Source organism: Desulfogranum marinum (assembly GCF_963675105.2).
GTDB lineage: Bacteria > Desulfobacterota > Desulfobulbia > Desulfobulbales > Desulfobulbaceae > Desulfogranum > Desulfogranum marinum.
Genome location: NZ_CAXXRO010000004.1, coordinates 1,286,944 through 1,301,142, shown reverse-complemented (window position 1 = coordinate 1,301,142; position 14,199 = coordinate 1,286,944). Strand labels below are relative to the sequence as shown.

Annotated in this window: 10 protein-coding genes and 1 pseudogene; 3 read left to right on the top strand and 8 right to left on the bottom strand. The window is 45.8% G+C overall.

Going from position 1 to position 14,199, the window contains the following annotated elements; translation table 11 throughout:
* Positions 1-112: 112 nt before the first annotated feature.
* From ACHZCY_RS14525 to ACHZCY_RS14515, 3 genes and pseudogenes are all read right to left on the bottom strand, one after another.
* Positions 113-931 carry an SDR family oxidoreductase gene (locus ACHZCY_RS14525; RefSeq protein ID WP_205221428.1) on the bottom strand — a complete coding sequence of 273 codons (819 nt, stop codon included), beginning with the start codon at positions 929-931 and terminating at the stop codon, positions 113-115.
* A 26-nt stretch (positions 932-957) separates the two neighbouring features.
* A pseudogene (locus ACHZCY_RS14520) lies at positions 958-1,539 on the bottom strand (PAS domain S-box protein).
* Between the two features lie 760 nt (positions 1,540-2,299).
* The gene (locus ACHZCY_RS14515) at positions 2,300-3,163 is read right to left on the bottom strand and encodes a DMT family transporter (RefSeq protein ID WP_319549395.1); all 864 of its coding nucleotides are present in this window, start codon (positions 3,161-3,163) and stop codon (positions 2,300-2,302) included.
* Between the two features lie 303 nt (positions 3,164-3,466).
* Between ACHZCY_RS14515 and budA the strand changes: the two genes are divergently transcribed.
* On the top strand, positions 3,467-4,168 hold the full coding sequence (budA, locus tag ACHZCY_RS14510) for an acetolactate decarboxylase (RefSeq protein ID WP_319549394.1): 702 nt from the start codon (positions 3,467-3,469) through the stop codon (positions 4,166-4,168).
* A gap of 231 nt (positions 4,169-4,399) precedes the next feature.
* Entirely contained in the window at positions 4,400-5,737 is a 1,338-nt protein-coding gene (locus ACHZCY_RS14505) for a metallophosphoesterase (RefSeq protein WP_319549393.1), read from the top strand.
* Between the two features lie 112 nt (positions 5,738-5,849).
* Here ACHZCY_RS14505 and ACHZCY_RS14500 read toward each other — a convergent pair whose 3' ends face one another.
* The 4 genes from ACHZCY_RS14500 to ACHZCY_RS14485 form a co-directional block, all read right to left on the bottom strand.
* A complete protein-coding gene (locus ACHZCY_RS14500; protein WP_319549392.1) occupies positions 5,850-7,244 on the bottom strand; it encodes an efflux transporter outer membrane subunit in 1,395 nt (464 codons plus the stop codon).
* Positions 7,245-10,394, bottom strand: a complete 3,150-nt coding sequence (locus ACHZCY_RS14495) for an efflux RND transporter permease subunit (RefSeq protein ID WP_319549391.1) — start codon at positions 10,392-10,394, stop codon at positions 7,245-7,247.
* Between the two features lie 53 nt (positions 10,395-10,447).
* The gene (locus ACHZCY_RS14490; RefSeq protein ID WP_319549390.1) at positions 10,448-11,584 is read right to left on the bottom strand and encodes an efflux RND transporter periplasmic adaptor subunit; all 1,137 of its coding nucleotides are present in this window, start codon (positions 11,582-11,584) and stop codon (positions 10,448-10,450) included.
* A gap of 181 nt (positions 11,585-11,765) precedes the next feature.
* Entirely contained in the window at positions 11,766-12,200 is a 435-nt protein-coding gene (locus ACHZCY_RS14485; RefSeq protein ID WP_394713406.1) for a MarR family winged helix-turn-helix transcriptional regulator, read from the bottom strand.
* Positions 12,201-12,518: 318 nt separating this feature from the next.
* On the opposite strand from ACHZCY_RS14485, the gene ACHZCY_RS14480 reads away from it, so the two are divergent.
* Positions 12,519-13,724 (top strand): multidrug effflux MFS transporter, encoded by a 1,206-nt coding sequence (locus ACHZCY_RS14480; protein WP_319549388.1) that lies wholly within the window; start codon positions 12,519-12,521, stop codon positions 13,722-13,724.
* Between the two features lie 163 nt (positions 13,725-13,887).
* Here the strand turns inward: ACHZCY_RS14480 and ACHZCY_RS14475 are convergent, their stop codons facing one another.
* The gene (locus ACHZCY_RS14475) at positions 13,888-14,187 is read right to left on the bottom strand and encodes a helix-hairpin-helix domain-containing protein (RefSeq protein WP_205224532.1); all 300 of its coding nucleotides are present in this window, start codon (positions 14,185-14,187) and stop codon (positions 13,888-13,890) included.
* Positions 14,188-14,199: the final 12 nt, after the last annotated feature.

The window sequence follows — 14,199 nt, the reverse complement described above, 5'->3', positions numbered from 1 at the left end:
TGTTGGTTTTACCTACGCTGACAGGATACCGGTTAGAGAGAGATTCAATGCAATGAGCATTTTTTAAAGAATTATGGCTGACATGCGGAAGGGATGTTGGAATGTTCGCTTCTCAGCCCTGTTCTTTTTGACGTGCAAGGCTGCCGAGGTAGGAGCTCATGTCACCACAGCCTCCCAGGGACCATCCACCATCGACTGGCAGGACCACGCCGCTGATATAGCTGCTCAGGCCCGAACCCAAAAAAAGACACGCTTGGCCGATATCCTCCGGTGATCCCATGCGTCGGAGGGGCACCGATTCGACCACCCGTTTCCGTACCAATTCGTTGGGCGCAAGCCGCAACATCCCCTCGGTGCCGTCAATGGGGCCGGGAACGATAGAGTTTACCCGAACACCCTCACCCCCCCACTCCAATGCCAGAGTGCGGGTTATCATGTCTACTCCAGCTTTGGCAGAACAGACATGGGCCTGAGCTTCCATCGGTAAAAAGGCCTGCGGCGCCGAAATGTTTATGACGCTGGCACCAGGCCTTTTCAGGTAGGAAAAACAGGCTTTCATCACATGAAAGGTCCCAATCAGATCGATTTCAACCACGCTCCGGAAGGCATTGGCAGACATACCGTTGACAGTAGCAGGAAAATTACCAGCCGCACCAGAGACGAGCACATCGAAAATGCCAAAGGCCTCATGGACTGTTGCCAGCCCCCCTTCAATAGCAGCCAGGTCGCGAACATCCGCTGAAAACCCCATGGTCTCAGCACCCAGTGCCTTCAAAGAAGCTACCGTGTCCTGCACCTTGTCGTCTGAGCGGCTGGCAACAGCAATTCGGGCTCCGTGTCGGGCAAACACCTCGGCAACGCCCCGGTTGATACCGCTGGTTCCGCCGATCACCACCACCGTCTTGTTGCTGAAATCAATCGTCAGGCTCATTGCTCCCCCACACTCTCTATTCGAAGCTACACATCGGGATAATGTTTTTTTAAACATTCAGGACATATGCTGTGGCTGATATCTGCTTCGGAATATTTGTTTATATACACATCAACCTGCTCCCAATAGCCTTGATCGTCTCTGATTTTTTTACAAAAAGAGCATAAAGGTAATATGCCCCTTAAGGTCTTGATCTCAGCTAATGAATCTTGAAGCCTTTGAATAAGCTCTTCCCGCTCTTTTTTTGCCTTTTTTCTCTTGCTGATGTCACGGCAGATACAAAATATTAACTTCTTTCCCCTGTAAACTGCACCATTGCTACTGAGTTCTACATCTATGAGCCTGCCATCTTTGCGACGGTGTTATGTCTCAAAGTGATGACCAAGATCATTGACCGTTTCGGCCAATTCCAATATTTGCTCCTTCTTTAACTGAGCATCCCAGTCCCATGGGTGCAGCTGGTACACTTCTGCCCTCGAATAACCAAGCATATCAGCAAATCGATTATTCGCCTCATAGACATTGGCGTTTTGATCCAGGACAACGATAGCATCCCTTGATTCCTCTATCAGAAGACGTCGCCAATTTATTTCATCCTTGAGCAACATTTCTGTTTTTTTAAATTCGAGTTCAAATTTTTCCAGCTCAAGAACTCTCTTTTCCAACTCTTCATAGGTCTGCTTTTCAGACATTATTACTCACCTGTCTAAATAAAAGCATAACGAATAGGGCCTTTAAATAGGTCAAGGGCCCCCTAACTGTCCATTAAGCTATCGCTTCATACGGCTGTTAGTGTCCAACCTGAAAAAGAAAAAGGGTCGAAAAGGGGTCAGATTTTTATTTGACTCATTTACACAACATCCCTGGAAGTATATTTTTCTAACGGCAAGCTCTTTCCACTTTACCTGGACAGAACCATCTCTTTTCAGTCCTTTCAACTTGCATCCTAAAGACGGACGGCCCTAGGCAAAAACAACTAACACTATATATAAAGCCCCCTGTGCAAATCCTATGCAGGATAAACCATGGAGTAGCCCTCACTCTTGATCCAAAATAACAGCACGTTACACGCTATTACCGGTATACAGTATTTACAAGGTGCGGTTTGGTGATTTTGCGGACGAAATCCTCCGGCGGACCGTGGTGAACCAAGGTACTGTTTCAAACAATTGCGACTCTGCTTTTGCCAGCCCCCCTACAGTGCTTCACATAACCAGCAGGACGCCCTGCCCCACTACCCGGAGAAACAATCAAGGCGATCCTTTGCAAAATTAGATTACTCAGTTTTTTTACCACCTCGCTTGTCGTTCCAGATCAGATGCACTCTGCCCCCTGGAGATCGAGCGAAAAGCAATTGATCAAGACAGCCTATATCCGTATCAGGACAATCGAGAGGATGGTCAAAAGTATTCCCACTAGTCCGGCAGGGCGTACCTTCTCATGATAGATAAGGGCTGACAGTATAATGGCGATCACGAAATGCATCCCCACAATGGCTGCAATAAGGGAAAGAGGACCACGTTCCAGGGCATAGAGGAAGGCATAAAACCCGGTAAAATTAAACCCGCCCATGACCATGCCCAAACCCAATGCCGGCCAGCGGGATGTTGTTGTTTTGTGGTGGGTAACGACTTTGTTTATGGCCAGAGAGCCGATCACACCCATCAGGTAGGACAAGGCCATGAAGGCAAGTTTGTCCGTATACACGGCGGCAAACTTGGATGAAATGCTTGCCGCGGAACCGCTTAAAAGTGCGAGAATGATAAACACTGCTCCCTGTCGCTTGCGTTGCAGGGGTGTGGTGTTGTCTGCCCCCATCTGGATCGTGAGCACTACCATGGCGGCAATAGCGGTTAGCAGACCGATACCTTGGAGGAAGGAAATGTGTTCTTTGAAGTAGACAATGGAAAAAACAGCCACCACTACCACATTGAGGCGAATGATGCTGTAGGCGATGTTGGCCGGGATATACTTGAGCGCTTCTATGTGCGAAACAGTAGCCACCAGAAAAGAGACGCTATTGATCAGGGCTATCGTCGCGAGCACACCTATATTGACTGCATGGTGCTGTTGGAAAAGGTATGTTCCGCCACTCAACAAAGTAACCGTAGCCATGAAGGCAAAGGTTACCCACTGGGTGGGATAGTTCCTTTCGGCTGCGACTTTATAAAAAAACCGCTGGATGCCCATCAGCAGTAATGCAAACAAAGCTGGGAAATACCAGGAGTCCATTTATGTCCCTTTAGGAGTTGCCTTGAAATTGAACAAGAGTACGATATTCTCCGACTTGTTTACGGATAGCCACGTTGGTTTATGTGTGTGTTCCAGATCTGAGTAACTGGTGTGGATAAAGAATACCTTACATAGACAATGAAGTGAAGTAAGGTTTGTTTTTCTGCATTTACCGAGTTCATGGTAGTATATATCCGTGGGCATCCTGTTATCGCCCTCATCAATTCATTTCTGGAAAGTACTCTCAACCGGATGAACCATTATCTATCTTACCCTAACATCTTAAAGGTGGGAAACGTATCCATGTCGGAAAATTCAGTTTATCTATCTGCTCCTGTGAACGCCCTGGTAGAAGGAATCTATGAAGAGGACATACCGCTCAGTAATGTCCTGCTCCATGGCGATTTCGGCATCGGCACCTTTGATGATCTTAATGGCGAGATGGTCATCCTTGACGGATGCTGTTACCAGATACTTGCCGATGGAAAGGTGAAGCGAGCACCTGAAGAGGCAAAGACGCCCTTTGCGGCAGTCACCTTTTTTTCTGCTGAAACTACCTATACGATATCTGCAAGATTAGCACATGATGTGTTCATGAAAAAGCTCAGTAGTTTTTTGCCTTCGCCGAATATGCTGTATGCAATTAAAATAGCAGGGAAATTTCATCAGATGCAAACTCGATCGATCCCTAAACAGAGCAACCACTCTCCGCTGGTCGAGATAGCTGCGCAACAGGTGACATCCGAATTCAATGATATAAACGGTGTTCTGGTTGGGTTTTACACCCCAGACTTTATGGCATCGCTCAACGTTGTCGGCCTGCACCTCCACTTTCTTACAGAGGACACCAAACACGGTGGCCATATGCTTCGTTGTATTCCGGAAGAGGTCTCGGTAGAGGTGCAACTGATCCATAAGCTGGAGCTTGCCCTGCCAATGACCAAAGATTACATGGAGTGGGATTTCCACAGGGATATTGGTGCGGATTTAAAAAAAGTAGAGTGACTATTCAACAGCACACCACAGAGTCTATGCTTACCCGGAGTCTACGCTTACCCGGAGTCTACGCTTACCCGGAGTCTACGCTTACCTATTCATTGCTGAAGACTTCGAACCTGACACCGACTGCTCTGGCGAGCAACTTCGGTTTGAGCGTTGGTGAAAAATTACAGATTAATGGCCAGAGCTATTGGAAACAACATTTCCAGCCTATTTATCTCAATTCGAGGACTAGCAATGAATTTCCCCCGACTGATGGTTTGCTTAACCTGTATAGCACTTCTCGTCAGCTGCGCAGATAGCCGGCATAGTCATCGGACTGCAAAAAATATCGATCCGGCTTCACGTCCTGAATCTACAAAAAAAGTTGCCACAAGTCTCTCTGCAAATCCGTATTTTATTCAAGTTTCGGATGTGCACCTCGATTCGAAAGCCACAACTACAAACTATGGTCACGATACAGGGACAGAGCTATGGACCAAGACCATAGTAAAATTGACAGAAATTATCCGACAAAAGCCGGCACCAAAATTTATTATCTACACAGGTGACCTGCCAGCACATTACGATTGCGGTACCACCTGTTTTATTCCACCTGACCAGCGTAAGACGCACCATAAGAATATTGCTCAAGTTCTAACTGATCTGCGAAAGCTAGCAGAGGACACGGGAATCCCACTGCTTTTCACCCCCGGCAATAACGATTCTTTAGCCGGAGATTATTGTTCATATGCCGATGAAAATAACAAAACACCATTAAGCCTTGCACCAGACTCTGAAAATGCATATCCGGCTTTAAACAGTATGCGGACCTGCGGCAACGCTCCCTGTATCGTATCCAATCCTCATCCTCAAATGGGTTATTACTCAGCTCGGCCAATAGAGGGTTTACGAGTAATCACACTTAATTCTATTATTCTTGGGCAGAGATATCACCAGGTTGATGGCGTGGAGCAAGTGGATGCCGGCAATACCCAAATGAGTTGGTTAAGTACTGAACTTGTCGCAGCCAGGCTAAGTGGAGAGAAAGTCCTTATAATCATGCATATTCCGCCGGGGAAAAATGCTTATGCTGTGGCTCATAACAGAACACCGACACAGATGTGGGCCCAATTACCTTTGCCCAACAATAACTGGATGCACCAATTCTTAACCCTGGTGAAACAGTACCAGTCTGAAATCACGGGTATTTTATATGGACATACCCATATGGATGAAGTACGTCGACTGTATGATGTTGACGGCGTAAACATTACCGAGGTGGCTGTTTCCGCTCCAGGTGTTTCACCTCAGCACAATAATAATCCGGGCTTCAAAATCTATTGGTACAGCTATAGCACGAAGGAATTACTGGACTTTGAAACATATTACACGACACCTGCAGCACTTTCATGGGGAAAACAAAGCTATCACTTTTCAACCATATTCGGGTGTGATGCAAACAGTACTCTTTACCAATGCTTATCTGATGCGAGCCTGGCAGATGTAAATGCAGCCATGGATACAATATTTACGGTTATGCATGGAGCACCGGCGTATAAAACGAAGGGTGGAATTGAAGTGAAAGCGGAGTGAGTTGAAAGATAAACAAGATCCGTTAAATTACCACCGATGAACCAAGGCACAATTTTCTAGCCTGCTCCATAAAAATGCCCGCCCCATATGTCCATGAACGGGCATTTTTGATTTACTCCTCTATGGCTAAACCGCCACCAAGGACTTTGTATAAGTTGATCTGGTTAACCAGTTTTTGCCTGTGGATTTCAATGGCCCCTTGCTGGGCTGTAAAGAGACTGCGTTGCGCAACAAGGACATTAAGGTAGTTGTCAATGCCTTGACGGTAGCGATTCATAGAGAGGTCATAGGAGTCCTGGGTTGCTGCCACAAGCATTCTTTGAGCCTCAAGCTGTTTACCCAGAGTCTCGCGAGCGGCAAGTTCATCTGCTACCTCACGAAAGGCTGTTTGTACTGTTTGTTCATAGGCTGTTACTGCAAGCTCTTGATCTACCTTAGCTACTTCCAAGGTTGCCTTATTCTGCCCAGCATTAAAAAGAGGCAACAAAAAAGAGGGGCCAAAGGTCCAACCACCGCCGTCAAAGAGGTCACCAAGATTGCCGCTTGCAAAACCAAGCTGCCCAGTGAGAGTTATGCGCGGATAAAAATTAGCACGTGCTGCACCAATATTTGCACCTGCTCCCCGAAGAGTATATTCGGCTTGTTTGATATCAGGTCGTTTCAAGAGTACTTGTGAGGGCAAGCCAACAGGTATGTCCGACAACAGGGCTATACTGCCCAGATTATCTTTCAGTGGAATCTCATTAACATTGTGCACACCCAATAAAAGAACAAGGGCATTCTTATCAAGTTGTACTAACCGGCCAAAGCGAATCATGTCGGTGCGAGCAGTTTCTACAGAAATACGGACTTGGGCTATGTCAAGCTTTGTTGAAAGGCCAAAATCATAACTTTTCTTAATAAGATCATAGCTTTTATTTTGCGCGGATAAGGTCTCTTGAGCCAGTTGCAGATTTTCCATATCGGTCACTAATTGCAGGTAGGACGCCGCAATCTGAGAAATAAGGGAGATGGTAAGGCTCTGCTGCGCTGATCTTGTGGCCAAATAGCTATTTAATGCAACCTCGCTTAAGTTCTTAATACGTCCGAAAAAATCGAGTTCATAAGAGGGTACCCCCAGACCAACCTGGTAGATTTCTGTGGTTGTCTCGCCCTCGAAATCCCCTTGCAGGTCTGCATCAGCACCCACATTTATTTTGGGAAAACGCTCTGCTCTTTCAATATCGTAGGTTGCGCGGGCTCTTTCAATGTTGAGAATTGCGGTTCGTAAATCTTTGTTATTTTCAAGACCTAACGAAATAACGGTTTGCAGCTCTTGTGATTGAAAAAAATCTTTCCAGGGAATTTCACTCGCGAGCTGGGTTTTGGTGCCTTCCTGTTGTCCAAGGTCCACTATTTCATCCCACGATGGTGATACCATGTCCTGAGGTTGTTTGTACTCAGGTGCAAGGGCACATGATGTGAGTAAGGTGCATCCCAAAAATAAAGTGAGATATTGTTTTTTCATCTATTTACCTTCCTCGATCAGCTGAGCAGTTTCAGAGTTTTCTTTGCTACGAAAGTGAGATATTTTTTCAAACAGAACAAAATAGAGCGGCACAAAAAATATTGCCACAAATGTTGCAGAGAGCATGCCGCCAATAACTGCAATACCAATGGCATTCTGAGAAGCGGAGCCGGCCCCGGTGGACTTGGCAAGGGGAAGCACACCAAGAATAAATGCCATGGAGGTCATGATGATTGGACGAAACCGCAATTTTGCAGCGGTGGTGGCAGCCTCAAAAAGATCAGTACCGCCGTCAAAAAGCTCTTTTGCAAACTCAACAATGAGAATGGCATTCTTTGCGCATAACCCCACAGTGGTGAGAAGCGCTACCTGGAAGTAAATATCGTTACTCAGTCCAAACACAGAGGTAGCAACAACTGATCCGACAACACCTAAAGGTACAACAAACAGCACGGAGAAGGGGATTGCCCAACTTTCATACAGCGCCGCAAGACTCAGGAAAATAATGATGAGAGAAATTGCATAGAGAGCATTGGCTTGAGATCCCGTAAGTTTTTCCTCATAAGAGAGGCCGGTCCAGGCATAATTAATTCCAGCGGGCAGGGTCGCGGCAATTTTCTCCATCTCTGCCATGGCTTCACCGGTACTCACGCCTGGAGCTGGGGCTCCCTGGATATTCATCGACGAGCTACCGTTAAATCTTTCAAGACGAGGGGAGCCATAGGTCCAATGCGCATTGACTATGCTGGAAAAAGGAACCATCTCGCCGAGGGTATTTTTCACATACCATTTATTTATATCAGCAGGCTGCATACGATAGATGGCGTCACCCTGGACATATACTTTTTTGACACGACCACGATCAATGAAGTCGTTTACATAGCTCGAGCCCCATGCCGTGTTCAAGGTGGAGTTGATTTCACTGATAGAAACCCCGAGGGCTCGTGCTTTTTCCATATCCACATCGAGTTGGTACTGGGGGACATCGCTGAGTCCATTGGGACGTACACCAACAAGTTTCGGATTCCGGCCGGCCGCCCCCAAAAGTTGATTTCGCGCAGCCATAAGTTGTTCATGGCCTAGCCCTGTCTGATCAATAAGTTGAAAATCGAAACCGGAAGCATTGCCAAGAGCAATGATAGGTGGCGGGTAGAAGGCGAAAATAAGTGCATCTTTGTAAGGAGCCATAGCCCCCATAATACGACCAGCAATGGCTTCCATGGATTGATCTGGATTTTTACGACTATCCCAGTCTTTCAACATAATAAAACCGATACCGGTGTTTTGCCCATTACCTGCAAAGGAGAATCCGGTTACGGTCAAAAACTCTTCAACATTGCTGTCTTCATTTTCAATTAAATAGTTTTCAAGGAATTTCACTGCTTCCACGGTTCTTTCCGCGGATGCACCAGCCGGGGTGGAGACCATAGCAAAAAGCACACCCTGATCCTCATCCGGAAGAAACCCGGTCGGGATCTTTTGGAACATAAAGAAAAGCCCTGCACAGATGAGCCCGTAGACGACAAGAGATCTCTTCATTCTCTTCGTCATAAAGCCTGTAGAAGTTTGGAAACCATCTCGGAATTTATTGAAGTATCTATTAAAAAAACCAAAAAAACCGGTTGTTTTTTCCGCATGCCCCTTTTTCACTGGTTTGAGCAGGGTTACACAAAGAGTTGGTGTAAAAATAATTGCGGTCAAAACAGACAGCGTCATCGCAGAAACAATCGTAATGGAAAATTGCCTGTAGATTGCACCGGCCGAGCCGCTGAAGAACGCCATCGGTATGAATACCGCAGAAATGACCATGGCAATCCCCACCAGAGCCCCAGTAATCTGATCCATGGATTTTCTGGTTGCTTCCAGTGGTGAGAGCCCCTCCTCACTCATGACGCGTTCAACATTTTCCACCACAACGATAGCATCATCAACCAGCAAGCCGATAGCAAGTACCACTGCGAACATGGTCAGGGTGTTGATGGTAAAACCGAAGACATTCAAAATGGCAAAGGTACCAAGAAGTACAACCGGTATAGCCAGCGTTGGAATGAGTGTTGCGCGAAAATTCTGCAAAAACAGAAACATGACAAAAAAGACCAGGATAATGGCTTCAATCAGGGTATGGAATACACTCTCAATGGAGATTTCAATAAACGGAGTGGCATCGTATGGAAAACTATACTCAACACCTTCGGGTAAAAACTCTGCAAGCTCAGCAAGTTTAGCTTTTACACGTTGTGCCGTTTCAAGGGCATTTGCACCAGTGGCAAGGCTGATTCCCATACCGCTGGAAGGCTTGGTATCTTGGCGGACGATGGTGGAAAAATTCTCTTCTCCCAGTGCAACCGTGGCTACATCACGAAGGCGCACCTGAGAACCATCCGTATTAACACGGAGAAGTATATTTTCAAATTCCTCTGTATTTTTGAGACGGGACTGCGCAAGAACGGTAGCGTTGATTTCCTGGCCTTTCACTGCCGGCAGACCTCCAATTTGCCCTGCAGAGACATCAATATTTTGTTCACTGATAGCCTGGACGACTTCATTGGTTGTAAGCTGAAAGCTGTAGAGTTTACTGGGGTCAAGCCAAATACGCATGGCATAAGGAGAACCGAAAACCTGCACACTCCCCACACCGGGTATACGAGACACAGTATCTTCAATATCAGATGATAAAATATCTGAGAGGTGTCCCTGGGTCATCTCACCATCTGTGGAGTAAAAGGAGGCTACAAAAAGAAAGCTAGCCGATGATTTTTCCACAACAACCCCTTGCGCCTGTACTGAAGCGGGAAGAAGAGGCATTGCCGTCTGCACCTTATTCTGCACCTGCACTTGTGCAATATCGGGATCCGCTGCCGGCTCGAAAGTGACAGTGATAGTTACCTGGCCGGATGAATCGCTGGTTGATGAGAAGTAACGGAGGTTATCTATACCGGTCAAGCTCTGCTCAATGACCTGAGTAACACTGTTCTCAACAGTCTCGGCAGAAGCTCCGGGGTAGAAGGCAGCTATAGACACCTGTGGTGGAGCAACGACTGCAGGGTATTGCTCAATGGGCATGAATTTAATTGTAAGAGCGCCGGCCAGCATGGTCAGGATAGCAAGCACCCACGCAAAAACTGGTCGATCAATAAAAAAACGAGACATATTTTGTCCTTTTCTATGGTTTAATACCTGGTGAGCTTAAAAAGGCATCTTTCCTATTTTTTATCTTCTGCAGCAGGGGTAACAACAACCGGTGCATTTGGACGAAGTTTCTGAAACCCTTCCGTAATTACGGTATCACCTATCTTGAGTCCTTTAGTGACAATCCAATTATTTTCGTGAATCTCCTTGGCAACAATGGGTACCAGTTGGGCGGTATCTTTATCATCAATAATCCAAGCGTTCATTTGTCCTCCAGGGCCGATAATTCCTGCTTTTTGTGGAATAAGAAGAGCGTCAACTGTATCAAGAAGCAGGGTTGCGCGAACGAAGAGACCCGGGAACAGGATCTGATCAGGGTTGGGGAAAATGGCTCGGAGTTCAACGCTGGAGGTTGTAGGATTAACTGTTACTTCAGAGAACTGGAATTGTCCCTGGTGTTCATAGGTAAATCCATCACCCAAGTCCAAGGTAACCATTACTTTATCTGTATTTTTTGACTTCTCCCGTAGGCTGAGAACCTTTTTCCGTGATTCCTGCATATCAACATAGATAGGATCAAGCTGAGTCACCTTGGCAAGGAGAGTTGATTGATTCGCGGTGACAAGCGCACCTTCAGTGAAAGTTGACTTGCCGATTTGACCGCTAATGGGAGAATAGACTTTGGTGTAGTTAAGATCAATCTCAGCAGACTCGATAGCCGCTTTCGCAATGGCGACAGAAGCCTTCGCGTCAAGCAGAGCAGCTTTGGCATCATCATAGTCTTGTTCACTGACCACACTCACTTTAAGCGACTCACGATAGCGGGCCTCCTTGGCAGCTACGGAGGCAAGGTTGGCTTCAGCACGCAGCAAATCTGCCTTGACCTTATTATACACAGCCTGGTAAGGGGCTGGGTTAATTTGATAAAGCTGTTGACCTTGCTCCACCATGCTGCCCTCTGTGAAAAGTCGTTCCGTTATAATACCGGTAACCTGCGGTCGTATCTCTGCGACCTTATAGGCCACAGAGCGACCGGGAAGGTGCTGCTTCAACTGGATTGTTGTTGTTTTAAGCGTTATCGCAGAAACGGGAACAGCACGCGGGGTTTGTTGCTGAGCTTGCTCAGCAGCTTTTGCGGCAAAACTTGGCTGAAGAGTGGCGACAAGAGTAATGGCGACAGTGAAAATACGTAAAATAGTCTTTGTCTTCATGATAAATTTCCAGATGTTTATAGGTAAAACAACACGTCTTTTTTATTAATTATGGGCAAAAGCATATACTTAAGCCCTATTTCTTCTAATGCAACGCACTCACCACAAGGTAAAATTTGATTCATTGCTTTATTCGCAGGCAAAAATGATGATGAGCAGTTGAACCAGGGACACGGAAAAATCATTTTTGGCTATTGTCTATGATTTTCCGCAAAGTCGTTTTTAAAATTTTTAGCTCTTCATGATCAATCCCCTGTCCACATTCATTGAGATTGTCTTGGGCCAGGACAATCAGCTTTTCATAAATGTCTTGCCCTTGTTCAGTGAGATAGACAAGCTTAGATCGGCCATCTTTTTGATCGGGTTTTCGAATAACAAACCCTCTCTTTTCAAGATTTGTGATTAGTTTAAAAGCCGCAACCTTGCTTATTTCGAATTTATCAGCAATACTTTGCTGTGACATACCCTCCTGCCTAGAAAGAAGAACAAGCATTCCATACTTTTCCGGACTTATATCATATCCTGCCTGTAAAAATTTGTGATGCAGTCTTTCACGCACCCTTTTTGCCGCAACAACTAAAAAAAAAGTATAAGAATTGAAGGGGTCATATCGCATTTGTGCTCTCCGTTAAAAAATAGTTAACCTGTTAACCATAGCTTTATCCTCATGTCAATAAAATATCACTGGAACAGAGCCGTTCTATTGGACAAAACCGGAGCACATTTCGATCAAACAAAAACCAGCCCCTGAAACCTTCAACACTTATTTTAAAATTTTCACTGTCTCCTCATCCTGCTACAACTGCACAAAACCTGCTTGACCGATGCTTCTGAAGAGAAGTAGATAATGAAAAAACCAAAGAGGTTTTATGCATTATCATTACAGCTGTGCATCACAACAGACAATACCAGGAGTCAGCCAAGGAGAAATAGCTTGAATGTAGAACAAAAATATCTGGGAAATGTCGGAACGCTTGTTGTTCTTGCACTTATCAGTGCCTTTCCGCCTCTTTCAACCGATCTCTATCTTCCGGCTCTTCCCCACATGATAGAAACATTGCATACATCTCAGTCCCAGGTAAACCTGACACTGAGCGCTTTTTTTATATTTTTTGCGGGAGGGCTCTTGTTTTGGGGGCCGTTAAGTGAAAATTACGGGCGCAAGCCTGTTTTAACGATAGGCTTGTTTATCTATATTGCGGCCAGTATTCTGTGCGCCTATGCTCCCAACGTGGGCCGGCTTATTGGCTGGAGGATACTGCAGGCGTTTGGTGGAAGTGCGGCAACCGCAGTTGCCACCGCCATGGTTAAAGACATGTATGATGGACGAGAACGGGAACAGGTGATGGCAATTTTAATGTCAATGGTTGTTATAGCTCCAATAGTGGCTCCTGTCATTGGAGCTGTTGTGCTGAAATACACATCGTGGAGAGCCGTTTTTCTGATTCTTGGTGGATTTGGAATAGTGGCTATGCTTGCGGCCTCTCTCCTGCAGGAGACTCTGGAAAAACGGTATACAGGAACTATTTTAAGCTCACTGGGTAGACTTGCTGTTGTCCTGAAAAACCCTGGATTCACCTCCCTTCTTGCCATATTCGCCATTGTTCCGATGGCAATAATGTCGTTTCTTGCTGCCTCATCCTACATATACATCAACAGGTTCGGTCTCAGTGAGCAGGAGTTTAGTTACTTCTTGGCATTCAATGCCATGGCCGGGATGACAGGCCCCATGTTATACATGCGAATCTCCAGGTATTTCAAACGGCAACACATTATTAGTTGCTGTTTTGCGATGCTTGTACTTTTCGGTCTTTCCGTATCCACCATCGGACACCTCTCTCCCTACCTGTTTGCGTTATCAGTTGCTCCGGCAACCATAGCCATAACCTGCATGCGTGTGCCAGGTGTCAACCTTATGCTCGAACAGCAAGAACGCGATACTGGTTCTGCTTCTGCACTGATCAATTTTTTCGCAATGGTTATGGGAAGTGTTGGAATGGTCCTCGTTTCGATCAATCCTAGTGACTTTATTGCAACCCTTGGCATAATCCAGGTCGCCATAGGCTTCATTGGAGGATGTTTATGGTTTTTTATCCGTAACAGTGCATATGTACAAAGGATAAATCTTCAGGAAAATTAATGAAAGGCCGATACTAACGGATTATTGAACTGCATTTTTTCTAATTTGATTAAATTCAAGCGAGTTCATGGCTATCACCATCTTCCCTATGCTGCCCTAGACGTGGGGGAAGAGAACGGCTAAAAATTGCGCAAGCATTTTCAGGCCCCTCCCGATGAAAGGATTATACCAACCCTTTACTTTTTTCATGCAAAATCAGTTTACGTTTGCCAGTAAATTTCCACCACGGTTGAGGTTCTCCCCCCTCCATAAAATCAATTGCAGACATAAATACATCAATCACACAAAGATCTACACGGTGCCCTTTTTCCTGACAAAGTTGATCATGCAATACAAAAGAATTTTTTCCGACCAGCTTTTGGGGATGATCAATGCCAATCAATTCAAGATCTCTTGCGATTGTTTTCCCAATATTGGGCAGCGCATCTAACCTTGAGACTGTGTTTCGATCAGGATGCTTCATGACAGAGAACTC